This is a genomic window from Flavobacterium celericrescens (assembly GCF_011392075.1).
Taxonomy (GTDB): Bacteria; Bacteroidota; Bacteroidia; order Flavobacteriales; family Flavobacteriaceae; genus Flavobacterium; species Flavobacterium celericrescens.
This window is the reverse complement of sequence record NZ_JAAJBV010000002.1, coordinates 417,628-443,730: the sequence shown is the minus strand read 5'-3', so window position 1 is coordinate 443,730 and position 26,103 is coordinate 417,628. Positions and strand designations below refer to the sequence as shown.

General features: G+C 30.7%; 23 protein-coding genes. 16 read left to right on the top strand and 7 right to left on the bottom strand.

Going from position 1 to position 26,103, the window contains the following annotated elements:
- The 11 genes from G4L40_RS04810 to G4L40_RS04760 form a co-directional block, all read left to right on the top strand.
- Positions 1 to 1,169, top strand: a 1,169-nt coding sequence (locus tag G4L40_RS04810) for a gliding motility-associated C-terminal domain-containing protein (RefSeq protein WP_166236007.1), incomplete at its 5' end; no start/stop codon positions are given.
- A 53-nt stretch (positions 1,170 to 1,222) separates the two neighbouring features.
- Positions 1,223 to 2,152, top strand: a complete 930-nt coding sequence (locus G4L40_RS04805) for a PorP/SprF family type IX secretion system membrane protein (RefSeq protein WP_166236006.1) — start codon at positions 1,223 to 1,225, stop codon at positions 2,150 to 2,152.
- Positions 2,153 to 2,164: 12 nt separating this feature from the next.
- Positions 2,165 to 4,120, top strand: coding sequence for an OmpA family protein (locus G4L40_RS04800; protein ID WP_166236005.1), 1,956 nt, complete (start codon positions 2,165 to 2,167; stop codon positions 4,118 to 4,120).
- A 128-nt stretch (positions 4,121 to 4,248) separates the two neighbouring features.
- Positions 4,249 to 6,216, top strand: coding sequence for a peptidylprolyl isomerase (locus G4L40_RS04795; RefSeq protein WP_166236004.1), 1,968 nt, complete (start codon positions 4,249 to 4,251; stop codon positions 6,214 to 6,216).
- Between the two features lie 10 nt (positions 6,217 to 6,226).
- Positions 6,227 to 7,069: a hypothetical protein gene (locus G4L40_RS04790; protein WP_394367762.1), complete on the top strand. Its 843-nt coding sequence runs from the start codon at positions 6,227 to 6,229 to the stop codon at positions 7,067 to 7,069.
- Positions 7,053 to 8,405, top strand: a complete 1,353-nt coding sequence (locus G4L40_RS04785) for a peptidylprolyl isomerase (protein ID WP_166236002.1) — start codon at positions 7,053 to 7,055, stop codon at positions 8,403 to 8,405. Before G4L40_RS04790 ends, G4L40_RS04785 begins: the two co-directional genes overlap by 17 nt.
- An 88-nt stretch (positions 8,406 to 8,493) precedes the next feature.
- A complete protein-coding gene (locus tag G4L40_RS04780; RefSeq protein WP_166236001.1) occupies positions 8,494 to 9,447 on the top strand; it encodes an AAA family ATPase in 954 nt (317 codons plus the stop codon).
- A 43-nt stretch (positions 9,448 to 9,490) separates the two neighbouring features.
- Positions 9,491 to 10,597, top strand: a complete 1,107-nt coding sequence (locus G4L40_RS04775; RefSeq protein ID WP_166236000.1) for an acyltransferase family protein — start codon at positions 9,491 to 9,493, stop codon at positions 10,595 to 10,597.
- A 278-nt stretch (positions 10,598 to 10,875) separates the two neighbouring features.
- Complete coding sequence (locus G4L40_RS04770; RefSeq protein WP_166236027.1) at positions 10,876 to 13,647, top strand: bifunctional aconitate hydratase 2/2-methylisocitrate dehydratase; 2,772 nt, start codon at positions 10,876 to 10,878, stop codon at positions 13,645 to 13,647.
- A gap of 95 nt (positions 13,648 to 13,742) precedes the next feature.
- Positions 13,743 to 15,146, top strand: coding sequence for an APC family permease (locus tag G4L40_RS04765; RefSeq protein WP_166235999.1), 1,404 nt, complete (start codon positions 13,743 to 13,745; stop codon positions 15,144 to 15,146).
- A 23-nt stretch (positions 15,147 to 15,169) separates the two neighbouring features.
- On the top strand, positions 15,170 to 15,721 hold the full coding sequence (locus tag G4L40_RS04760; protein ID WP_166235998.1) for a TlpA family protein disulfide reductase: 552 nt from the start codon (positions 15,170 to 15,172) through the stop codon (positions 15,719 to 15,721).
- 296 nt (positions 15,722 to 16,017) lie between these two features.
- On the opposite strand, the gene G4L40_RS04755 is transcribed toward G4L40_RS04760, so the two are convergent.
- The 5 genes from G4L40_RS04755 to G4L40_RS04735 all read right to left on the bottom strand — a co-directional run bounded on the left by G4L40_RS04755 (position 16,018) and on the right by G4L40_RS04735 (position 20,702).
- Complete coding sequence (locus G4L40_RS04755; protein ID WP_166235997.1) at positions 16,018 to 16,635, bottom strand: hypothetical protein; 618 nt, start codon at positions 16,633 to 16,635, stop codon at positions 16,018 to 16,020.
- 47 nt (positions 16,636 to 16,682) lie between these two features.
- Positions 16,683 to 17,123, bottom strand: coding sequence for a hypothetical protein (locus G4L40_RS04750; RefSeq protein WP_166235996.1), 441 nt, complete (start codon positions 17,121 to 17,123; stop codon positions 16,683 to 16,685).
- A gap of 136 nt (positions 17,124 to 17,259) precedes the next feature.
- Positions 17,260 to 17,460 (bottom strand): hypothetical protein, encoded by a 201-nt coding sequence (locus tag G4L40_RS04745; RefSeq protein WP_166235995.1) that lies wholly within the window; start codon positions 17,458 to 17,460, stop codon positions 17,260 to 17,262.
- Positions 17,461 to 17,743: 283 nt separating this feature from the next.
- Entirely contained in the window at positions 17,744 to 19,192 is a 1,449-nt protein-coding gene (locus G4L40_RS04740) for a glyceraldehyde-3-phosphate dehydrogenase (RefSeq protein ID WP_166235994.1), read from the bottom strand.
- 127 nt (positions 19,193 to 19,319) lie between these two features.
- Complete coding sequence (locus tag G4L40_RS04735; RefSeq protein WP_166235993.1) at positions 19,320 to 20,702, bottom strand: Do family serine endopeptidase; 1,383 nt, start codon at positions 20,700 to 20,702, stop codon at positions 19,320 to 19,322.
- 125 nt (positions 20,703 to 20,827) lie between these two features.
- On the opposite strand from G4L40_RS04735, the gene dapF reads away from it, so the two are divergent.
- From dapF to G4L40_RS04710, 5 genes are all read left to right on the top strand, one after another.
- On the top strand, positions 20,828 to 21,610 hold the full coding sequence (dapF, locus tag G4L40_RS04730) for a diaminopimelate epimerase (protein WP_166235992.1): 783 nt from the start codon (positions 20,828 to 20,830) through the stop codon (positions 21,608 to 21,610).
- Positions 21,611 to 21,663: 53 nt separating this feature from the next.
- Positions 21,664 to 22,188: a GNAT family N-acetyltransferase gene (locus tag G4L40_RS04725; RefSeq protein ID WP_166235991.1), complete on the top strand. Its 525-nt coding sequence runs from the start codon at positions 21,664 to 21,666 to the stop codon at positions 22,186 to 22,188.
- Between the two features lie 19 nt (positions 22,189 to 22,207).
- Positions 22,208 to 23,248: an endolytic transglycosylase MltG gene (mltG, locus tag G4L40_RS04720; protein WP_166235990.1), complete on the top strand. Its 1,041-nt coding sequence runs from the start codon at positions 22,208 to 22,210 to the stop codon at positions 23,246 to 23,248.
- Positions 23,249 to 23,258: 10 nt separating this feature from the next.
- Entirely contained in the window at positions 23,259 to 24,167 is a 909-nt protein-coding gene (locus G4L40_RS04715; protein WP_166235989.1) for a DUF2279 domain-containing protein, read from the top strand.
- 96 nt (positions 24,168 to 24,263) lie between these two features.
- On the top strand, positions 24,264 to 24,908 hold the full coding sequence (locus G4L40_RS04710) for a peptidoglycan-binding protein LysM (protein WP_166235988.1): 645 nt from the start codon (positions 24,264 to 24,266) through the stop codon (positions 24,906 to 24,908).
- Here the strand turns inward: G4L40_RS04710 and G4L40_RS04705 are convergent, their stop codons facing one another.
- Entirely contained in the window at positions 24,909 to 25,643 is a 735-nt protein-coding gene (locus tag G4L40_RS04705; protein ID WP_166235987.1) for an SAM-dependent methyltransferase, read from the bottom strand.
- A 4-nt stretch (positions 25,644 to 25,647) separates the two neighbouring features.
- Entirely contained in the window at positions 25,648 to 26,103 is a 456-nt protein-coding gene (locus G4L40_RS04700; protein WP_166235986.1) for a low molecular weight protein-tyrosine-phosphatase, read from the bottom strand.

Sequence of the window (26,103 nt, the reverse complement as noted above, 5' to 3'; positions counted from 1 at the left end):
ACACAGACGGTGACGGTACACCAGACTACTTAGATGTAGATGATGATGGTGACTTAGTAGATACAGAGTTTGAGAATCCAGATCCAAACGGAGACGGAAACCCTTCTGACGCACAAGACACAGACGGCGACGGTACACCAGACTATTTAGATGTAGATGACGATGGTGATGGTGTTCCAACAGCTGATGAAAACCCTGATCCGAATGGAGATGGTGATCCTTCTGATGCACAAGATACAGATGGTGACGGTACACCAGATTATTTAGATGCGGATGACGATAATGATGGTATTATTGCATATAATGAAGGTGGAAATGTTGACACAGATGGTGATGGTTTAGCAAATTATTTAGACCAAGATGCTGATGGTGATGGAATTCCAGATAATGTTGAAGCACAAACAACAGCAGGATACATTGTTCCTTCTGGAGTTGATGCTAATAATAATGGAATTGATGATGCTTATGATGCTGGATTATTGCCTATAGATACAGATGGAGACGGTACAAACGATATGTTTGATTTAGATTCTGACGGAGATGGAGTATATGATCAATATGAAACAGGTGTTGATTTAGCTGGAACAGATTCTGATAATGATGGATTAGATGACAATATTGATACTACTCCAGGTTATGATGATCCAAATGGTATATTTGTAACTCCTGGTGATGATCTTCAAGATACTGATGGTACAGAAGATGTTGACTTTAGAGATATTGATGACGATGGTGATGGATTGTTAACAGAAAATGAACATGGTGATGAAAATGGAGATGGAAACCCAGATGATGCTTTTGATTCAGATGGTGATGGTACACCAGATTATTTAGAGTTCAATAATCATGCGCCTTCAACAGATGATTTAGAAATCTTCAACTTAGTTACTCCAAATGGAGATAGTGATAATGATGTATTTGTAATTAGAAATATTGAATTATTCCCAGATAACACGGTTGAGATTTATAACAGATGGGGAATTTTGGTTTATGAAGTTTCAAGTTATAATCCAGCTGAAGGAAGAGCGTTTGTAGGTATATCAGAAGGTAGAGTAACAGTTAGTCAAACTTCAGAATTACCAGTTGGAACATACTTCTATGTTGTAAAATACAGAAATAGCGCAGGTAACAACAAAGAGCGTTCAGGATATTTATATATTAATAGATAAAAAGCTTTAAGGGGAAGCAATTCCCCTTTTAGTAATTATAAAAAGTGAAAAAAATGAAAAAAAGATTTTTAATATTTATTGTAACACTTGTAGCGGCATCTTCTTATGCTCAACAAGATTCACAATTCACAAATTATATGTATAACACTATTAATATCAACCCTGCTTATGCTGGTTCGCGTGGTGTTTTAAGTGTTTTTGGATTACATAGAAACCAATGGGTTGGATTAGATGGAGCGCCTGTCACGAACACGTTCTCATTAAATACCCCAATTAACAATTCAAATTTTGGATTAGGTTTTTCGATAGTTAATGATAGAATTGGACCTTCAGATGATAATTCAATTTCAGCAGATGTTTCTTATTCAGTTAAGACATCTGAAAAGTTTAAATTGTCATTCGGTATTAAGGCTACAGCAAATCTTTTAAATGTAGATTTTACAAAATTGAATATTTATAATCCAGGAGATGCTTTAGCGCAATATAATGTTGATAATAAATTTTCTCCAAATGTTGGAGCCGGTGTTTATTTTCATTCTGATAAAACTTATTTTGGTTTTTCGGTTCCTAATTTCTTAGAAACTAAGCATTTTGATAAAGATGAATCTGCTTTTTCTTCAGAATCAGTTGCTTCAGAAAGAATGCATTATTATTTAATTGCGGGTCACGTTTTTGATTTATCAGGAAATATTAAATTAAAGCCAGCGATATTGACAAAAATGGTTCAAGGTGCACCTTTGCAAGTTGATTTGTCGGCTAATTTCTTATTTAATGATAAATTTACACTTGGAGCAGCATATCGTTGGGATGCAGCAGCAAGTTTATTAGCTGGTTTCCAAGTTTCAAATTCTTGGTTCATTGGATATGGATATGATATGGAAGTTACTAAATTGGCTAACTACAATTCAGGTTCACATGAAATTTTCTTGCGCTATGAATTGTTTAAAAATTATGACAAAGTAGTTTCTCCAAGATTCTTCTAAAAAAGATACATTATGAAAATAAAAGTAATATTATTATTGTTTGTATTGAGTATTTCTTCTGGATTTGCTCAAAAAGGTAAACTGGCTTCAGCTGATAAAAAATTTAATGATTTAGCCTATATTGATGCTATAGAAATCTATAAAAAAGTTGCTGAAAAAGGACACAAATCGGTTGATTTGTTTCAAAAGTTAGGAAACTCATATTATTTCAATGCAAATTTATTAGAAGCTAATAAATGGTATGGTGAATTATTCGCACTAGGTCAAGAAGTAGAACCTGAGTATTATTTCAGATACGCACAAACATTGAAATCAGTTGGAGATTATGCAAAAGCGAATGAATATTTAGCTAAGTTTTCACAAAAAACAGCTTCTGATAATCGTGCAAAAATCTTTGAAGAAAATAAAGATTATTTGTCAGAAATTAAGAAAAATTCAGGAAGACAAAAGATTGAAGATGCTGGAATCAATTCAGAATATTCTGATTATGGAGGTTCTTTTTACAAAGAAAACTTTGTATTCACTTCTGCAAGAGATACTGGCGGTGTTTCAAATATGAAACACAAGTGGACTAATGCTTCTTTTTATAACTTGTATAGTGCTACGGTTAGCTCGGAAGGATATTTAACTAACCCAGAGCCGTTAGCTAGAAAGGTAAATTCTAAATTTAATGAATCTTCTGCTGTATTCACAAAAGATGGAAATACGATGTATTTTACACGTAATAATTACACTAACGGGAAACAAAGAACAGATGCTACCAAAACTACCTTATTGAAATTGTATAAAGCAACTAAAGGTGATGCTGGAGAATGGACAAATGTTGAAGAATTGCCCTTTAATAGCAACGATTACAGTTGTGCTCACCCAGCTTTAAGTCCAGATGATAAAACATTGTATTTTGCCTCTAATATGCCAGGTACAGTTGGTCAATCAGATATTTTTAAAGTTACTGTAAATACTGATGGTTCTTTTGGAACTCCAGAAAGTTTAGGTGGTGGAATTAATACTGAAGCACGTGAAACTTTTCCATTTGTTACTGATGAAAACGAAATTTTCTTTGCTTCTGACGGACAATTAGGTTTAGGTGGTTTAGACGTTTTTTCTGTAAAAGTTTATGAAGACGGAACCATGTCAAAAGTATTCAATGTAGGTTCTCCAGTAAATAGTCCACAAGACGATTTTGCTTACCTTTTTGATTCTAAGACTAAATTTGGATTTTTCTCATCGAACAGACAAGGTGGAAAAGGTAATGATGATATTTACAAGTTTGTAGAACAAATTCCGTTACCATACAATTGTAAACAAATAGTTTCTGGAGTTATTACAGATGAAGAAACAAAAGAAGTCTTAGCAAATGCTAAAGTGACTTTATTTGACGAGGATATGAAAGTAATTAGCGATATGATTGCTAATGAAAAAGGCGAATACAAGTTTGAAGAACTAGAATGTGAAAAAACATATTTTGTAAGAGCAGAAAAGAAAGATTACGAAACAGTTGAAACTTCTGTGGTAACAGGAAGTGCACCTGGAGAAACTACTGCAAAATTACCAATTACAAAACGCGTAAAACAAGTTGGTGTTGGTTCAGATTTAGCCAAAGCATTTGATATTAAAATTATTTATTTTGATTTAGATAAATCAAATATTAGACCTGATGCTGCTTTAGAGTTAGAAAAAATTCTACAGGTTATGAAGCAATATCCTACCATGAAAGTTGATGTTCGTTCACATACAGATTGTCGTCAAACTGCAAAATATAATCAAGCGTTATCAGATAGAAGAGCAAAATCAACTATTGCTTGGTTAGTTAAAAATGGAGTTGCAGCGGATAGATTAACTGGTAAAGGTTACGGAGAATCACAATTAGTAAATGATTGTGGTTGTGAGCCAACTAATGAGTCTAAATGTTCAGAAGAAGAGCATCAAGCGAATAGAAGAAGTGAATTTATTATTACAGCAATGTAAGAGCGTTATAATTCAATTAAAAAAGCATCAAGAAATTGATGCTTTTTTTGTTAATAGTAGGTTATAAATGTTGTTAAATACTTATGAATTGCTATTTTTGTCCATTACAACAAAAAATGTTAATTAATATGAAAATGAATCGCCTGATTATTTTTGTTTTTTTACTATCACAGTCTTTTTTATTTGCGCAAAGTAAAGAGGTTTTGTTCACCATCGATAACCATCCGTATTATACAGATGAGTTTGTAAGAGTTTATAATAAAAATCTTGATTTAGTTAAAGATGATTCTCAGAAAAATCTTGATAATTATTTAGAGTTATTTTTAGGATATAAACTAAAAGTTGAAAAAGCAAATAAAATAGGATTGCAAAATAGTGTTAATTATCAAAATGAATTAAAATCATATAGAAATCAACTTTCTAAAAATTATGTAAACGATTCAAAAGTAACTAATGAATTAGTTCAAGAAGCTTATAATAGAGTTCAAAAAGAAGTTAGAGCTTCACATATTCTAGTGTTGGTAGATGAAGGTGCAACTCCAGAAGATACTCTTAAAGCTTATAATAAAATCCTAGATATTAAAAAAAGAATCGACAATGGTGAGGATTTTGTAAAGGTTGCCCAACAATTTTCAGAAGATCCTTCCGTAAAAGAAAATAACGGTGATTTAGGTTATTTTTCTGCGTTTAGAATGGTTTATCCATTTGAAAATGCTGCGTTTAAAACGAATGTTGGACAAGTTTCAAAGCCTTTTAGAACACGTTTTGGATATCATTTAGTTAAAGTAGTTGATAAAAGAGATAATAGAGGTGAAGTTACAGTTGCACACATAATGATATTAAAGCCATCAGCAGCAGATGCTCAATTAGAAGCTAAGGCTAAACAAACAATTGATGATATTTACCAAAAAATACAACAAGGCGAAGGATTTGAAAGTTTAGCAAATCAATTTTCTGAAGACAAATCTTCTGCTCAAAAAGGTGGCGTTTTACAACGTTTTGGTTCTGGACAATTGAGTTCTGAAGAGTTTGAAAATGTTGCTTTTTCGCTTCAAAATAAAAATGATATTTCAAAACCATTCCAATCTCAATTTGGTTGGCATATTGTTAAACTTATTGATAAGCATCCAGTTCAAGCTTTAGCGGATATGAAATCTGAACTTGAGGACAAAGTAAGAAAAGACGAACGCTCGTTATTAATCACGAATTCTTTGGCTAAAAAATTAAGAACGAAATATACTTACACAAAAGAACAAAAATTATTAAACCAAATAAAAACTATGGTTACTGATGATTTTTATTCTCAAACTTGGGAAATTCCTCAAAATAAAAAAGAGATTAACGATTTACTTTTAACAATTAATAAAACCAAAAAAGTATATTCAATTATCTTTTTGAAATACATTCACACACAGCAAAAATCTAATATTAAAACAAGACCAATTTCTAAATTAGTAGATGAACTATTTGAAAAATTTATTGATGAACAGCTAATTGCTTACTATAATGATAATTTAGAAAATGAATTTCCTGATTTCAAATATGTAATGGATGAATATCGTGATGGATTATTGTTGTTTGATTTAATGGATAGAGAAATTTGGACAAGAGCAAAAACAGATACCACAGGAATTAAAGTGTATTATAATGCAAACTTGAATAAATATCAATGGAAGAAAAGATATGGTGTTGATATATTTTCTTCGACAGATAAAGCAATGATTGAAAAAGCACAAAATTTCCTAAAAAAAGGAAAATCGATTGAATACATTAAGGAAAAATTGAATAAAGATGGGAAGATTCATATTATGGTAAAATCGGGCTTGTTTGAAGAAGATTATGATATTTTACCACAATATCAGAATTTGTCTAAAGGAGTTGCAACTATCGTTTCTAAAGATAAATATTACTTTGTAGTAAATGTTTTAGATGTAAAAGAAGCAGGTCCAAAAGACTTCAATGATTGTAAAGGGAAAGTTATCAGCGATTATCAACAGTATTTAGAGAATAATTGGGTTGATGAATTGAAAAAAGAATTTGACATAAAAATCAATCAAGACGTTTTTCAAACCGTAAAAAAACAGCTTCAGCATTAGTATGAAATTTTTGATACAGCTATTTCTTTTATCATTATTGGTTTCTTCGTGTGACTATTTTAGAGCGCCAAAGGAACCAAAAGCGATTGCACGTGTAGGAAAAAGTTATTTGTATCAAGAGGATATTGTAGATTTAGTACCAAAAGGAACTTCTAAAAAGGATAGTATTGCCATTGTAAAATCATTTATTGATAGATGGGCTACACAAAAATTACTTTTTGAAGCTGCTGAACGAAATCTAAGTAATGCAAAAGTTGAAGAGTTTAATGAGTTAATTAATCAATATAAAGTTGATTTATACACAAAAGCTTATGTGGAAGAATTAGTCATCAGGCAAATTGATACAGTTGTAACTGAAATCCAAATTGCAGATTATTATTCTAAAAATAAGCAATATTTTAAAAACGCTTCTGAATTGGTGAAAATGAGATACATCAATTTAGTTAAAGAAAATCCAAAATTTGCAAAAATTAAATCAAAGTTTAGTTCCTTTACCAAAAAAGATAAAAAAGAGCTAGAACAGTTAGCGGTTCAATTTAAAAGTTATGCTTTCAATGACTCAATTTGGGTAGATATTAATCAAGTGTATGAAAAACTACCATTCATTAATATAGAAAATAAGCAAAAGTATATTTCAGGCGGGATTAATTTTCAATACCCTGATTCTACAACTGTTTGGCTTGTTAAAGTGAATAAAGTTTTGCCTAAGGATAGCCCAACACCATTGGAGTTTTTGAAGCCAACTATAAAACAAATTATTATCAATAATAGAAAATTAGAATTAGTAAATACAATAGAAAAAGAGATTACAAATGACGCAATCAATGACAAAAAGTATGAAATTTATAAATAAAGAGTTCCTTTTAAGCCTATTTTTAGTAGCCACATCAATAACATTTGCTCAGAAGAAAGAAAAAGTTGACGGAGTTATCGCGGTAGTTGGTGATTATATTGTATTAGATTCTGATATTGATTTAGAATATATTCAATTAAAAGCTCAAGGGGTAGATACTAAAGATATTACACGTTGTGAACTTTTTGGAAAACAATTAGAAGATAAATTATATGCTCACCAAGCAATTCAGGATAGTATTGTTGTGACTGATGCAGAGGTTAATAGCTACATGAACGAGCAGTTAGACGCTATGATTGAGCAAGTAGGTTCGTTAGATAAAGTAATTAAGTTCTATAAAAAGAAATCTGAAGAAGATTTTAGAAGTTATTTCTTTGATATCATTAAAATGAACAAGTTAACATCTCAAATGCAAAAAAAGATTGTTGACGAAGTTACTATAACTCCAGAGGAAGTTAGAAATTTCTTTAAAGGAATTCCTGCTGATGAGATTCCGACTTTTGGTGCTGAAATGGAAGTAGCTCAAATCGTAGTAAAACCAGTAATCACAGAAGAAGAAAAGAAAAGAGTAATTGATAAATTGAATGAAATTCGTCAAGATGTTTTAACAGGTTCTAGTTTCTTCAGTAAAGCCGTTTTGTTTTCTGAAGATCCAGGTTCAAGCTCAAATGGAGGATTTTATAAAATGAACCGAAAAACAGCTTTTGTAAAAGAGTTTAAAGATGTTGCATTTAGTTTAGCTGAAGGTGAAATTTCTGCTCCTTTTGAAACAGAGTTTGGTTATCATATTATTATGGTAGAAAAAATCAAAGGACAAGAAGTTGAGTTACGCCATATTTTGATTTCTCCAAAAGTTTCTTCACAAGCAATTAAAGATGCTAAAGCTAAAATTGAAGCTATTAGAACAAAAATAGTAAATAAAGAAATTACGTTTGCTGATGCGGCTAAATCTTCTTCAGATGAAAAAGAAACACGCAATAATGGGGGTGTTTTATTAAACCCAAGAACAATGGAGCCAAGATTCGAATTAACAAAAATGGATCCTACATTGTATGCGCAAGTTTCTGAATTAAAAGATGGAGAAGTTTCTTTACCAATTTTAGAAGAGGAGCGTGGTGGCGGTAAATTTTACAAAATAGTTACTGTAAATGATAGATTTGAAGAGCATCAAGCCGATTTTTCTAAAGATTATATTAAAATTAAAGAATTAGCACTTCGTGATAAACAAATCAAACAAATTGCAAAGTGGACAGAAGAAAAAATTAAAGAAACTTATATCAAAATTAACGACGAGTATAAAGATTGTGAATTCACAAATAACTGGTTGAAAAAATAAATTGACTAACCCTTTGAATTTTCAGAGGGTTTTTTATTATTTTAGACGTTTCATAATTAAATTCAATTTTCTAAATTCTAGTATCAATATGTCAGACGTAGTAGCCATTCAAGAATTAGTTCAAAGACAAAAAGCATTAAAACAAGAAATTGCTAAAGTAATCGTAGGTCAAGATGAAGTTGTTCATCAAATTATTTTGAGTATATTTTCTGGAGGACATGCCTTGTTGGTTGGTGTTCCTGGATTAGCCAAAACCTTAATGGTGAATACAATTTCTCAGGCTTTAGGGTTAGATTTTAAACGAATTCAATTTACACCAGATTTAATGCCTTCTGATATTTTAGGAAGTGAAATTTTAGATGAAAGTCGTCACTTTAAATTTATTAAAGGGCCAATATTTTCAAATATTATTTTGGCAGATGAAATTAATAGAACACCACCAAAAACACAAGCAGCGTTATTGGAAGCTATGCAAGAGCGTGCGGTAACTGTTGCGGGGCATCATTATAAATTAGATTTGCCTTATTTTGTTTTGGCAACTCAAAATCCAATTGAACAAGAAGGAACTTATCCATTACCAGAAGCTCAATTAGACCGTTTTATGTTTGCCATAAAATTAGATTACCCAAGCTTTCGAGAAGAAGTTGATGTGGTAAAAGCAACCACTTCTGATTTGAAACCTGTAGTAAATCCGTTGTTTTCAGCACAAGAAATTATTGATTTTCAAAATGTAATTCGTAAAATTCCTGTTGCTGATAATGTTATAGAATATGCAGTTTCATTAGTAAGTAAAACGCGTCCAGATAATTCATTGTCAAATGATTATGTGAAAACCTATATCGATTGGGGAGCAGGTCCAAGAGCTTCTCAGAATTTAATTTTAGCCGCAAAAACAAATGCTGCCTTCAATGGAAAGTTTTCACCTGATATAGAAGATGTTCAAGCAGTTGCAACTGGAATTCTACGTCATAGAATTGTAAAAAACTACAAAGCTGATGCCGAGGGAATTTCAGAAGAAGATATTATTAAAAAGCTGTTTTAGACAGCTTTTTTTATTACTTTTATGAATCAATTTCAACTATTTGATGGCAAATTCACAAAACAGAATTTTTGGTTTAGATGTGTTAAGAGCTTCCGCTATTTTAATGGTTGTGAGTTCGCATGTGTTATGGATTTATCCAAAAAGTAATAATTTTATTGTCTCAGTACTAGAACTTTTTGGATTTTGGGGAGTAGAACTTTTTTTTGTTTTGAGTGGCTTTCTTATAGGTTCTATTTTATACCAATCTTATGTCTCAGATTCATTTACATTAAAAACTGTTTTTCATTTTTTAAAACGAAGATGGTTTCGAACATTGCCCAACTATTATTTGGTTTTAATAGCTAATATTTTCATCGCATTTTTTATTGGTTATCAAGTTGATAATGTTGGTTTGCATTTCGTTTTTTTACAAAATTTTATACATAAATCGCCAATTTTTTTTCCAGAATCATGGAGTTTGTCAGTTGAAGAATTTGCTTATTTGTTGTTGCCTTTTGCTTTGTTTTTTGGAACTTTTGGGTTTGTAAAAAATAAGTCAAAACGTTTTTTAATTATAGTTTTTCTGTTATTAATTGTTTTCTTTTTTACAAAGGTTATTTTTAATGCAACATGCACTATTTCAAATTTAACCGATTGGAATTCAAATTTGAAATCAATTGTAATTTATAGAATTGATGCTATTTTAGTTGGTGTTTTAACCGCTTGGATTCGTTTTAATTTTGAAGCTTTTTGGAAGAAATATAAAGAGCTTTTTCTTTTTTTAGGAATTGGAATATTTTTCTTTCTACTTTTCGGAATTTCATCTTCAAATTTGAGAATTGAACAGAGTCCGTTTTTCTGGAATGTACTATATTTACCGCTTACTTCTCTTGGGTTTGCTTTCTTTTTTCCGATTTTTTCCGAATGGAAATTGTCAAATTCTTTTCTTAAAAATCCAATTGTGTTTGTTAGTAAAATTTCTTACGCTATATATTTAATTCATTACAGTGTAATCTTACAATTGATGAAATACTTTGTTGATACAACAGTATTAACTTCACATCAAAGACACTTTTTTACAATTCTTTATTTAATGATTACATTTTTAATGGCTTATATTTTATATCGTTTTTACGAAAAACCGATGATGAATCTAAGAGATAAAATCTAAAATTGTGTAATTGAATTATCAGTATATTAAAATTAAATATACTTTTTTGACAAATTAGCAATACTTTGTTTTTAAAATACGAATTATTCAATAAATTGACTTTTTAAAGTTTTTTATTGAAATATTAGTAGTAAAATAGAATCTTTTTAAATAATAATTCTTTTAATCAGACGTTTTATTAAAAATTTTTAAATCTCATTAAGATTTCTTAAATTTGTGGCTATTGAAAAACAAACAAACAAATTAAACATATTTATATTATGTCATTAGATATTGAAATGAAACTTTATAACGAGTACATTAAAGAAATCGAAGAGCGTAAAGGTCAAGGTCTTCATCCTAAACCAATTGATAATGCTGAATTATTAAGTGAAATTATTGCGCAAATTAAAGATGTTAACAACGTAAATAGAGAAGATTCTTTAAAATTCTTTATTTATAATACACTGCCTGGAACTACTAGTGCAGCTGTTGTTAAGGCTAAATTTTTAAAAGAGATTATTTTAGGACAAGCTGTAGTAAATGAAATTTCGCCGGCTTTTGCTCTAGAATTATTGTCGCACATGAAAGGAGGTCCATCAATTGGTGTGCTATTGGATTTGGCTTTAGGAAATGATATTACTGTTGCAAAAGAAGCTGCAGATGTATTAAAAACGCAAGTTTATTTATATGAAGCTGATACTGACCGATTAAAAGAAGCTTATCAAAATGGCAATGCAATTGCTAAAGATATTTTGGAGAGTTATGCAAAAGCTGAGTTTTTTACAAAACTACCTGAAGTTGCAGAAGAAATAAAAGTGGTTACATTCATTGCTGGAGAAGGTGATATTTCGACAGATTTACTATCGCCAGGAAATCAAGCACATTCTCGTTCTGACCGTGAATTACATGGAAAATGTATGATTACGCCTCAAGCGCAAGAGGAAATTAAAGCGCTTCAGGCACAACATCCTGATAAAAGTGTAATGTTGATTGCTGAAAAAGGAACAATGGGTGTTGGTTCTTCTAGAATGTCAGGAGTAAACAACGTAGCACTTTGGACGGGAAAACAAGCAAGTCCTTATATTCCATTTGTAAACTTTGCGCCAATCGTTGGTGGAACGAATGGTATTTCTCCAATTTTCCTTACTACAGTAGATGTTACCGGTGGTATCGGAATCGATTTAAAAAACTGGGTTAAGAAAACCGATGCAAATGGGGAAATCGTTCGTGATGCTAATGGTGAGCCAATATTAGAGCAAGTTTATTCAGTAGCAACAGGTACTGTTTTAACCATTAATACAAAAACTAAAAAATTATACAATGGTGAAAAAGAATTGATTGATATTTCAAAAGCTTTTACACCTCAAAAAATGGAATTCATCAAAGCTGGTGGTTCATATGCGATTGTTTTTGGTAAAAAAATTCAAACTTTTGCAGCAAAAACGTTAGGAATTGATACACCACTTGTTTTTGCTCCATCAAAAGAAATTAGCCACGAAGGCCAAGGATTAACTGCTGTTGAGAAAATTTTCAATAGAAATGCTGTTGGAACAACTCCAGGAAAAGTATTACATGCGGGTTCAGATGTGCGTGTTACAGTAAACATTGTTGGTTCTCAAGATACAACAGGTTTAATGACTGCTCAAGAATTAGAATCAATGGCAGCAACTGTTATTTCTCCTATTGTTGATGGTGCTTACCAATCGGGATGTCACACTGCTTCAGTTTGGGATAAAAAAGCACAAGCTAATATTCCAAAATTAATGCAGTTTATGAATGATTTTGGTTTAATTACTGCTCGTGACCCAAAAGGAGTGTACCATGCAATGACAGACGTTATTCATAAAGTATTAAATGACATCACTGTTGATGATAGAGCAATCATTATTGGTGGGGATTCACATACAAGAATGTCTAAAGGAGTTGCATTTGGAGCAGATTCAGGAACAGTAGCTTTGGCTCTTGCTACAGGTGAAGCTTCAATGCCAATTCCAGATTCTGTAAAGGTAACTTTCAAAGGAGAAATGAAAAGCTACATGGATTTCAGAGATGTTGTTCATGCTACTCAAGCTCAAATGTTACAAAAGTTTGGAGGAGAAAATGTATTCCAAGGTAGAATTATAGAAGTACATATTGGAACATTAACAGCTGACCAAGCATTTACTTTTACAGATTGGACGGCTGAAATGAAAGCAAAAGCTTCTATCTGTATTTCAGAAGATGAAACACTAATAGAATCATTAGAAATTGCTAAATCTAGAATCCAAATCATGATTGATAAAGGAATGGATAATAGTAAAAAAGTTTTACAAGGGTTAATTGATAAAGCGAATAAAAGAATTGCCGAAATTCGTTCTGGTGAGCAACCAGCACTTAGACCAGATGCAAATGCTAAGTATTATGCAGAAGTTGAAGTTGATTTAGATTTAATTGCTGAACCAATGATTGCTGATCCTGATGTAAACAATAAAGATGTTTCAAAACGTTATACTCACGATACGATTCGTCCGCTTTCTTTCTATGGTGGCGATAAAAAAGTAGATTTAGGATTCATAGGTTCATGTATGGTGCATAAAGGTGATATGAAAATATTAGCCCAAATGCTTAAGAATATTGAAAAGCAAAATGGTAAAGTTGAATTTAAAGCACCACTTGTTGTTGCGCCACCAACATATAATATTGTAGATGAGTTAAAAGCAGAAGGAGATTGGGAAGTTTTACAAAAATATTCTGGTTTTGAATTTGATGATAAAAATCCAAAAGCAGTAGCGCGTACTGAATATGAAAATATGTTGTACTTAGAGCGTCCAGGTTGTAATCTTTGTATGGGTAACCAAGAGAAAGCTTCTAAAGGAGATACAGTTATGGCTACTTCAACTCGTTTATTTCAAGGAAGGGTAGTTGAGGATTCGGCAGAGAAAAAAGGAGAGTCTCTTTTATCTTCTACTCCTGTTGTAGTTTTATCAACAATTTTAGGTAGAACGCCTTCAATCGAAGAATATATCAAAGCTGTAGAAGGTATTAATTTGACAAAATTTGCACCATCTCACAAGTTATTGGTAGGATAACATTCAAATCAATAGTTAAACTAAACTCCCACATTTGTGGGAGTTTTTTTGTTTGATTTCTTTTTTTATCTTTATCAAAACTATACAAACTAACTATGGAGGAAAACGAAAAAGAATTTAAAAAAGAATTAGGATTATTAGACGGAACCATGCTTGTAGTTGGTTCTATGATTGGTTCAGGAATATTTATTGTAAGTGCCGATATTGTTAGGCAAGTAGGCTCTGCAGGTTGGTTAATTGCTATTTGGTTATTAACAAGTGTAATTACAATCATTGCTGCTGTTAGTTATGGCGAACTAAGTGCTATGTTTCCAAAAGCTGGAGGGCAATATGTTTATTTAAAAGAAGCTTATAATAAATTAATAGCTTTTCTATATGGTTGGAGCTTTTTTGCAGTAATTCAAACGGGTACTATTGCAGCAGTAGGAGTTGCTTTTTCTAAGTTTGCAGCCTATTTATATCCGCCATTGAGTGATGAGAATATTTTGTTTGAAATAAGCTTTTTCAAATTAAATGCAGCTCAAGTAGTTTCTATCATAACGATTATTTTTCTAACCTATTTGAATAGTAGAGGAGTAAAAGACAGTAAATTACTGCAAACTATTTTGACTATTATAAAAATACTATCTTTAATAGGATTAATCGTTTTTGGTTTTATTTATGGTGCAAAAGCTGATATTTGGAATGCGAATTGGGAAAATGCTTTTGTGCTACAATCTTTTGATAAAGATACTGGTTTATGGTCTTCAATAGCGGGAACTACTATAATTTCTGCTATTTCTGCAGCTATGGTAGGTTCTGTGTTTTCAAGCGATGCATGGAACGGAGTTACTTTTATTGCTGGAGAAATCAAAAACCCGCAACGCAATGTTGGTTTAAGTCTGTTTTTGGGAACCTTTATAGTTTCCTTAATTTATGTGTTAGCAAATGTGATGTATTTGTCTGTAGTGCCACTTCAAGATATTGCAACGGCACCTTCTGATAGAGTTGCGGTTGTGGCTTCTCAAAATATTTTTGGACCTGTTGGAACAATAATTATTGCTGTAATGATAATGATTTCCACGTTTGCCTGTAATAATGGATTAATAATGGCAGGAGCTCGCGTTTATTACACTATGGCAAAAGATGGTTTGTTTTTTAAAAAAGCAGCTAATTTGAACTATGCAAGTGTACCATCATGGGCGCTTTGGGCACAGTGTTTTTGGGCTTCAGCATTGTGTTTAACTGGAAAATATGGTGATTTGTTAGATTTTGTTGTAATTATTGTTTTGATTTTTTACATCCTAACCATTTATGGTATTTTTATTCTTCGTAAGAAAAGGCCTAATGTCGAAAGACCATATAAAGCTTTTGGTTATCCTTTTTTACCAATGTTATACATAATTATTGCGTTAGCTTTGAGTGTTGCGTTATTGTTTACTAAGTTTGCAACTTGTGGTTGGGGTGTTTTGATTATGCTAACAGGTATTCCAATTTACTATTTGACACAGCGTAAATAATTATATTTAATAATAAGTTGAAAATGAATAAGAAAATATTAAAATTTGGTCTTTTTGGAATAATAATTTTTTTAGTTGTGATTTTCTATGGAAAATTAGCATATGAAAAAATTATTTCAAATACTTATGATAAGCCAAGTTTTGTTCCATATGCAGAACAAAATGTATTTACTTCATACACGTGGCCTTTGTATACAATTGATGGTGATGAATTATATTTTAAAAAATATAAAGGTAAAGTATTAATGTTAGTTTTTGTTTCAACAAAATCAAAAGAAAGTCTATATCAACTTCATTCATTAAAGAAGATTTATGAGGATTATAATACTAAAATGAATTTTATTTTTGTTTCAAATGATAATCATAAAATGATAAGTGATTATTTCTCTGATAATAATTTTTATTTTCCGCTGTACTTTTATTTAAGAACACCTCCTAAATATTTTTCGGATGCAATTATTCCACAAACTTACGTTATTAGTAGTAAAGGTAGAATTGCTGTTGATTTTTCTGGACCAGCAAATTGGGATAACAAAGAGTTTAGAGAATTATTAGATGGCTTGTTGAAAAAATAGAAAGAACTCTGCTAAATTTCTTATAAGCTTTTATTTTTTCATGTCATAAATACTGCTTCAAGATGAAGTAATAAGATGCAAAAAGTCCCAATTTTTCGGGACTTTTTGTTTTTTCTGTTTTTAAATTATTATCTTTTTTTGAAACCTTTTATGAATTTATAAAATAAATAGATCAATAAAATTGTAAAAATAAAGATAAAAAGTTGCCACAAGAAAAGACTTAAGTTGAAGTCATCAATTTTAAATTTCATATTTATTCATTAAGTTTTTTACATGTAACTAAAAATAAAGAAATTTTAATTAAAAACACCATCTTCATAGTAACCGTTTTCAACCCATTTGTTATTAATTTTTCTCATTAATACAGTAAAATGAGTAATTGGATAAAAACCAAATCCACCATCACCTATTTCAAAACTTATCAAAACATTATTTTTATCAATAATCAAAGGTTTTGATAAATAAATTATTAAATTATTTTGAAGATATTCTCCTGTATTTGTTGTTTTTCTTAATTCTTCATGCTTTAATATTTTTACTTTTAGATTCTTAAAATCTGATACTTTCCAATGATAAACATCTTCGTTTTTTAATTGATTTTTTATTTTTTTAATTTGTAAGCTATCTATAATCCACTCCTTAATAGAACTTCCCCAACTATTTTTATATTTGTAATTAAATTCATAATCTGCAAGAGGTTTTGTTTTTATTAAAGCTTCTTCAATAACTATAATTTCAAAGTCTTTATAATTTTTGTACCGCTCCTTTATTAATTCCTTATCTAAAAAATCATTAACAATGGTTTTTTCTATTTTGGTTAAATTAGAGTTGTTGTCGTTAGTTTGTTCTTTTGGTTTATTTGTAGAACAAGAATAAATAAACATTATAAGAACAATTAAAAATATTTTTTTCATAACTTGTTTCTATTGCAAAGTATTTTATTATAGTAAGACTATATTAGTTACATCTTAATATTTGGAATATTTTTTAAAAAAGCGCGTTTAATCTTAATTTTTCTTTTTATTTCTACCTTATCTATGATATAGATTATAACTTTTTTTTCAAACAAAGTAGTTAATGTCTTATCATATCCATCTTTTTGAATATTTTCAAGTTTTATAGTTTTTAATTTTATTTTTTCAAAAAAAGATTTTTTCTTATAGAAAATTTCTTTACTGTTTTTTTGTAAAAGAACTTCTAAAATTAAAGTGTTATTGTCAGGAAAAATACAACTATATATTTCATTAAATTTATTTTTAGAAACTTTTAAATGTAAATCATCAAAACTTTCTTTCTCATCAAAAATAATATAAACAGTATCATTGACTTTTATATTATCTATAGTCTGAGAAAACAGATTAAATGAAATAAATAATACAAATATTGTTAAATGTTTTTTCATAGCTATTTTAAGGATTAAAAATAAAATTAAATGCACTCATATATCTAATATAATAATAGTTATTTAAAGTTTGAAAGGGTATCCTAATAAATATTTCAACTCATTATTATTTGGGATCTCATTTGATTTACCTAATTCATTTTGAATTTGAGCTGAATCTTTCAATTAATTTTTTTTGACTAATTATATCACTAACCATATGAATTCTTCCTTTTGGATTTTTTATCCATTCTTCTTGATTGTATTTTTTGCTTGAAAAATCAGGTTCAGAATTATATAAAGAATAACATGCAATTAATAAAATAGCTGTAAAAAATAGAATAACTTTTGTTTTCATAAGAATAAAAAGCCAATACTAAGAAATGAGAGGAGGAATTTAATTTGTAGTCTCATGAAATGTTTTTTTAAAGTTAATGAAATTTTCGCAATAAAAATAAAAAGGTAAAACGAAACTATTTTACAGATTTTCTGTACATTTTGTTAAAATTTCATAGTTTATTTATGTTATAGATTTTAAAAACCTTATTTAAAGTAAGTTTAAACGTGTTTTATAGGTTCTTGGTATAAAAAAAACCGCCTCTAGTTTTGAGACGGCTTTGTTTTATTTAAAATTCTATCTACTAATAATAAGTATATCTTCTTACTTTAGCTATATATTTCGCTAAACGAATTACCTGATGACTGTAACCATATTCGTTATCATACCAAACATATAATACTATATTTTTTCCATCTCCAGAAACAATAGTGGCGTTGCTATCAAAAATCGCTGGAGCAGAAGTGCCCACAATATCTGAAGAAACTAATTCATTGTTTAACGAATATTTAATTTGCTCTACCAATTCGCCTTCTAAAGCATACTTTTTCATGATGTTATTTACTTCTTCAATAGAAGTGTCTTTTCCAACTTCTAAATTCAATACTACTAATGAGCCATTAGGAACAGGAACACGAATAGCATTTGAAGTTAATTTGCCTGCCAAGTTTGGTAATGCTTTTGCAACAGCACTTCCAGCACCTGTTTCAGTGATTACCATATTCAATGCTGCTGCACGACCACGACGGTATTTTTTGTGCATATTGTCTACTAAATTTTGGTCATTAGTATAGGCATGAATTGTTTCTAAATGTCCTTTTACAACACCTAAAGTGTCTTCTACCGCTTTTAATACCGGAGTAATTGCATTTGTTGTACATGATGCTGCTGAAAAAATATGAACTTCATCAGGGTTGTATTCTTCATGATTTACACCATAAACAATATTAGGAACACCTTTTCCAGGAGCAGTTAATAACACTTTGTCTACACCTTTAGATGTTAAGTGCCTTTTTAATGCTTCTTCTGTTGTAAATGCTCCAGTATTATCAATAACTAATGCATCTTCAATTCCATAGGATGTATAGTCTATTTCTTCAGGAGAATTTGCAGTGATAATATGAACAGTTGTACCATTAATTAATAAAGCATTGTTTTCTGGGTCAGCAATCACAGAACCTTGAAAATCACCATGAACCGAATCATATCGTAATAATGAAGCTCTTTTTTCTAATAGTACTGCATCGTTTTTATCTCTTGTAACAATAGCTCTTAATCGTAATTGTTGTCCTTTTCCAATTTTTGACATCATTTCGCGAGCTAGTAAACGACCAATTCTTCCAAAACCATATAAAACTACATCTTTAGGTTTGATTTCTTGAAAGTTTTTCGCATTTCTTAATTTGTCAATTACAAAGGCTTTTGCATCATTGTATTTGTTGTCTTCTAAATGATATTCGTAGGTTAATTTTCCAATATCAATTCTTGAAGGTGGTAAATCCAAATCTACTATGGCATTAGCAATTTCAACAGAATCAAAAACATTAATTGGCTTGCCTACAAAAGCTACAGCATATTCATGTAAGTTAATAATTTCACTTACATTTTTGTCAATCAATTGATTGCGAAATAGTACTAATTCGATTGATTTGTCAAACCATAAATCACTGATGATTTTAATAAATTCAACACCAGCTTTTCTTCTGTCAGCCTGAAAAGCGATTTCCTTTTCGTATAAAGATGTATTGTTCATGTAAATAGTTATTGTGTGTTTACGAGTGCAAAAGTATAGATTTCAAACGTTTTCGTAAAATTTTTTTACATAAAAAAAACCAGTCTTTTTTAATCGACTGGTTTTGTAACTTAGTGTGAATTAATAACTACATTATAATGCTATACATTTGACCTGTTTTTGTAATTATTTGATAGCGCGCTTTTTGATTTTCTTTTTTGGCTAAATAACTTGAAACAGTTTCCATGTCTTTTGCTTTTTGTCCGTCAATGTTCAAAATAACAGCTCCTTCGAGTATGTCTTTATATTCTGCATATTCTGGGTTTGAAATGGATTTAATTTTAATTCCTTCCTTGATGTTTAATTGTTTTTTGTCAGATGCATCAATATCTTCAAATTCAATTCCGTTGAATTCATAGTTTAAGATTTCTTTTTTTGTCAATTTTACAGGAACTATTTTTTGTTTTCCATCTCTTAAAATACTAACCTGAACTACGTCATTTGGACGTTTTGTATTGATGTAAGCTGTTAATTCAGCGAAACCATTTATTTTTTTATCATCCAATTGTACAATAATATCGCCTTTGGTTAAACCTGCTTTTTCTGCTCCAGAATTTTTAGTTACTTTATTGATGTAAAATCCTTGAGTCTCTTTAATACCAATTTCTTTAGCAAAATTTGAATTCAGTTCGCCACCCTCAATCCCAAGAACACCTCTTTGAACGTTTCCAAATTGCATTAAATCTTCAATTATTTTTCTAGTAATATTAGAAGGAACTGCAAAAGAATATCCAGTATAGCTTCCTGTTGGTGAAGAAATCATAGTGTTTATTCCAATTAATTCACCTCTAGTGTTTACCAAAGCACCTCCGCTATTTCCCGGATTTACAGCAGCATCAGTTTGAATGAAAGACTGAATGCCATCATTGGCTAAGTTTCTTGCCTTTGCTGAAACAATCCCAGCAGTTACAGTTGAGTTTAAGTTATACGGATTTCCAACAGCTAAAACCCATTCGCCAACTTTTATACCGTCTGAATCTCCAAAAACCGCAAAAGGAAGTTTTTCTTCAGCATCAATTTTTAATAAGGCAATATCCATTTTGGAATCGGTTCCAACCAATTTTGCAATATATGATTTATTATTATTCAGCGTAACTTCTAATTCGGTAGCATCTTGAATAACGTGGTTGTTAGTTACAATATAACCATCTTCGGTGATAATAACTCCCGAACCTGTTCCAATTTGTGTTTGCTCACGTTCACCTTGATAGCCATAGAAGAATTCCATAAACGGACTACTCGGAATTTTTGAAACAGTTTTGTTTTTAACGTGAACTACAGCATGAATTGTGTTTTCGGCTGCAGTTGTAAAATCTATGTTTTCTGCGCCTAAACTTACGTTTTTGGCATAATTAGGTGATGCAAGTGTTAATTTTCCTGCGTTATTTGGTTCTAAAAAGAATTTGTAAGCACCTAACGTTACTGCTCCGCTCAAGAGCGATACTAAAAATAAACTTCCAAATTTTTTCATATCTATTAATTTTTTATTTACTCAAAATTAAAAACAAATTTTATTCCATAAATCACTTTAACGCTCGGTTAACAATGTTTAACATCTTATTAATAATTCGTACTTTTGTATAAATTAATTATGCAATGCAACTCACATTTTATAAATATCAAGGAACAGGGAACGATTTTGTTATGATTGATAATCGTACTGAATTTTTCCCAAAAAATAATACTAAACTTATCGAAAAATTGTGCGACAGACGTTTTGGAGTAGGCGCTGACGGCTTGATTTTGTTAGAAAATCATCCACAATATGATTTTAAAATGGTGTATTACAATTCCGATGGAAACGAAAGTTCTATGTGTGGAAACGGTGGAAGATGTTTAGTAGCTTTTGCAAAACAAATGGGTGTTATCGAAAACAAAGCGGAGTTTGAAGCTGTTGATGGTTATCATTTTGCAACGATTGATAAAAACGGAATAGTTGCATTACAAATGAAAGATGTTGATACAGTAAATCAACAAGAAAATTATACGTTTTTGAATACAGGTTCACCTCACCATGTGCAAATAGTTGATGACTTAGAGTCATTAGATGTAAAATCTGAGGGTGCAAAAATCCGTTATTCCAATTTGTATGGAAATGCCGGAAGTAACGTTAATTTTGTACACCAATTAGAAAATGACATTTTTGCAGTTCGCACTTATGAGCGCGGTGTAGAGGATGAAACATTATCTTGTGGTACAGGCGTTACAGCGGTTGCAATAGCAATGCATCAAACCGGAAAAACAAATAATAATATTATCGATTTAAACGTTGAAGGCGGAAAGTTAAAAGTACAATTTGATGTAAATAACGGGAAATATTCTAATGTTTTTCTAATTGGACCAGCGACTTTTGTTTTTGAAGGAAGAATAAATTTATGATTGCAGATTAAAGATTTTTGAACTTGTAATTGAACTTGAACTTGATTTTCAAAATGACTACACTAACAGGAAATACAATTTATTTAAGAGCACTCGAACCCGAAGATTTAGAGTTTGTCTATGCTATAGAAAACAACGAATCGGTTTGGGAAGTGAGTAATACGCAAACGCCTTATAGTCGTTTTTTAATTCGTCAGTATTTAGAAAATGCACATCAAGATATTTACGAAGCAAAACAGTTGCGAATGGCAATTTGTCTTAAAAATTCCTTTGAAGCTATTGGATTAATTGATTTATTTGATTTTGATCCAAAAAACAATAGAGCAGGAGTTGGAATTTTAATAAGTAATGAATCCAATAGGAATAAAGGTGTAGGTTCAGAAGCATTAGCACTTATTATTAATTATGCTTTTGAACAATTGCAATTGCATCAATTGTATGCAAATATTGGAAGTGATAATGAAATTAGTTTGCAACTTTTTACTAAATTTGGCTTTCAAAAAATTGGAACAAAAAAAGATTGGATTAAAGTCAATAACAACTATAAAGACGAGTTACTTTTTCAATTAATAAAATAACAATTAAAATAAATTTCCTTTGAACGTAAAAAAACTAATTTCAATAGTTGCTGTAGCTGGAATTGTAATTGCTACAATAGTTGGTGTTTATGTGTATTTAAAAGCTTTTACACCAAACACACAATTTTCTCAAGATGAAGTATTTGTATATATTCCTACAGATGCAACTTATGAACAAGTAAAAGAAATTGTATCGCCATTAGTAAAAGATTTTGAAAAATTTGATTTTGTGGCTACTTCCAGAAATTATAGTACTAATGTAAAATCAGGGAAGTTCTTGTTCAAGAAAGAGATGACTAGCTTTGATATGGTTAGAAGTTTACGTTTGAATGTTCCTGTTAATGTTGCATTTAATAATCAAGAAACTTTAGGTAAACTCGTACAACGATTAGCAACTCAATTAGAACCAGATACTTTAGCGTTAAATCAAGCATTTACTAACGATACTTTTTTACAAGAGAACGGATTAACTAAAGAAACGGCTTTGACGCTTTTTATTCCGAATACGTATGAATTTTATTGGAATACATCAGCTAAAAAAATTGCCGATAAAATGGCAAAAGAGCATAAAAAATTCTGGACAAATGAGCGTTTAGAAAAAGCTAAAGTATTAAATATGACACCCGCTCAAGTATATACTTTGGCTTCAATTGTACACAAAGAAACTGTAAAAGCTGATGAAAGACCTCGTGTTGCTGGAGCTTACTTGAATCGAATTAATCAAGACATGCCTTTGCAAGCTGATCCAACAGTAATTTATGCAATTAAAGAAACATCGGGTGACTTCGACCAAGTTATAAAAAGAGTTGGAGGAAGTAATCTTTTTGTAAAATCGCCTTATAATACCTATATTAATAAAGGATTACCTCCAGGGCCGATTGCAATGCCAGACATTTCTGCTATTGATGCTGTTTTGAATGCTGAAAAACATGATTATATTTATTTTTGTGCAGATCCAAATAGACCTGGGTATCATGCTTTTGAAACTACATATGAAGCACACATGGTAAATGCTAGAAAATATGCAGAATGGGTAAATAAATTAGGTATAAAATTATAATTTTGATCCTATGGTAAGGATTAGATTGTTGTCTTTTATGCTGCTGTTTTCAGTTTTCAGTCAGGCGCAATCTAATTTTGAAGATTTTTTAAACCCTTCAGATTCATTAAATATAGCTAGACAGACCGGAGTTTATATTGGTGAATCGGTTGCTTTAGGAACTACTTTGGTGGGATTGAATCAAATTTGGTACAAAGATTATCCGCAAACCAATTTCCATTTTATTAATGATAATAAACAATGGCTTCAACTGGATAAGATTGGACATGTGTATTCGTCTTATCATTTAGGTCGAGTTGGCGCAGAATTATTGTCTTGGAGTGGTGCTTCTAAAAATGAGCAATTAGTTTATGGAGCAACATTAGGATTTGGTTTTTTAACTGTGGTTGAAACATTTGATGGTTTTTCGCAGGAGTGGGGAGCTTCTTCAGGTGATATAATTGCTAATGCAACGGGTACGGCTCTTTATGTTTCTCAAGAATTACTTTGGAAGGAACAACGAATTATTCCTAAATTTTCTTTCCATCAGACCAAATTCGCTTCACAACGTCCGGAAGCGTTAGGTGCTGCTTTAAATGAGCAAATTTTAAAAGATTATAATGGTCAAACCTATTGGTTGTCTTTTAATATTCATTCTTTTACTAAAGATTCATTTTTTCCTAAATGGTTAAATTTAGCATTTGGTTATGGTGGTGAAGGTATGTTGTATGGAAACGATACAGAAGCTATTGAAAATAGTGTTTTGCAAAATCCGTACCGTCAATTTTACTTGAGTTTTGATGTTGATTTAACCAAAATTCAAACAAAATCCCATTTTTTAAAGACACTTTTTTCAGTTTTTAACACCATAAAAGTGCCTGCTCCAACTTTGCAATATGATGATTTTAACGGAGTTAAAGCGCATTTTATCTACTTTTAGATATTATTAACAAGCTGTAAATCAATATTATAATTTTTTTTGTATCTTTGTACCGGTAATTTCAGATGGGTGACAGACGCTGAGAAATAACAATTCATGATAAAAAAAGGGTCATACATTTTAGGATTGACACTCCTAGTATTAGTAGTTTCATCAGGTTTTATAACTATAGAAACTGAGAAAATTGAAGGTTTTCATTTAGCGGACAACGAAGTGATGTTATATCATGTTCCTAATCAATATGAAAATGAAGATGTGGTGGTTTTAAAAGTTCCACATGTAGGTAAAACATTTCATGGTTTTGCTCAAAAAATGGCTTACAAAGAGTCAAGAGGTATGTTACACTTAGTGAATCCTTACGGATATATGGGTAAATATCAATTCGGTAAAAGTGCACTACGTACTGTAGGTATTTATGATTTTCAAGAATTTTTACGAAATGCTGCATGGCAAGACAAGGCTTTTCAAGCATTAATTGCACGTAATAAATGGGAATTACGCAAAGAAATTGCAAAATATTCTGGAAGAATTATTAATGGTGTAGAAATTACAGAATCTGGATTAATTGCCGCTGCTCATTTAGGAGGTGCTGGTTCGGTAAAAAAATACTTGAGAAGTAATGGGCGTAATGGTTTTAAAGATGGTTTTGGAACATCATTATCAAGTTATATCAGAAAATTTTCAGGATACGATATTTCGCATATTAAGGCAGATTCAAATGCAAAAGTGAATTTAGAATAATTACATTTTGTGCAAAATAAAAATACAAGGTCGATTATGTAAATCGGCCTTTTCTTTTTTCCATTCGTTTACTGTTTTCGTTTTGATGTATTCGGTTGGTAAAGTAATATCACAAGCGATACACAAATAAGTGCTTGGCTGTAAGATTTGTAATAAATCTTCCATTAGTTTATTGTTTCGGTAGGGTGTTTCAATAAATAATTGGGTTTGATTTTTTTCTTGCGACAAACGTTCAAAACTTTTTAATGCTTGTTTTTTATCATTTTTATCAATGGGTAAATAGCCGTTAAAAGCAAAACTTTGCCCGTTCATTCCGCTCGCCATCAAAGCTAATAAAATAGAGCTTGGACCAACTAGAGGTACTACTTGAATGCCTTTTTCATGAGCTATTTTTACAATTGCAGCACCAGGGTCAGCTATACCAGGACATCCTGATTCACTCATTAAACCTATATTTTCACCATTTAGCAAAGGCTTTATGAATTCATAGTGATCTGTTATTTCAGTATGTTTATTTAATACAGAAATTTTTAAATCAGGTTGTTTCTTTTCTGGATGAATGCTTTTTATGAATTTTCGAGCAGTTTTTTCGTTTTCAACAATATAAGTGTCTATAAAATCAATTGTTCTTTTGATGGTGTGTGGCAAAACATCTTCAGGTACTACTGTAGTTTCTCCAGGATTCGATAGTGTACAAGGAATTAAGTATAATTTGCCTAAAGAATTTGATTTCATAGTTTTAAAGCTTAAGTTTTCTTGCAATTTCCTCACAAGCTTGATCTAGCATATCAAAAACGTTTTCAAATCCGTCTTGACCACCATAATAAGGGTCTGGAACATCAACGTTTTCACCAGGAAAAAGTTCGTTTAAAATTAATTTTACTTTAGATTTTGCTTCTTCATTTGGAGCTAATGCCAAAACATCTTTGTAATTAGAATTATCCATTACAAAAATATGGTCAAAAATATCAAAATCACTTTTTTTGAATTGTCTCGCCCTTTGGTTAGTAATGTCTAACCCTCTATTTTTTGCTGTAGAAATTGAACGCTTATCGGGCAATTCGCCTGCATGCCAGCTTCCAGTTCCAGCTGAATCAACTACGAAATCTTTTGTAAGTTTGGAACGCATTATACCTTCTGCCAAAGGAGAACGGCAAATATTTCCCAAGCAAACCATTAAGATTTTAACCGACAT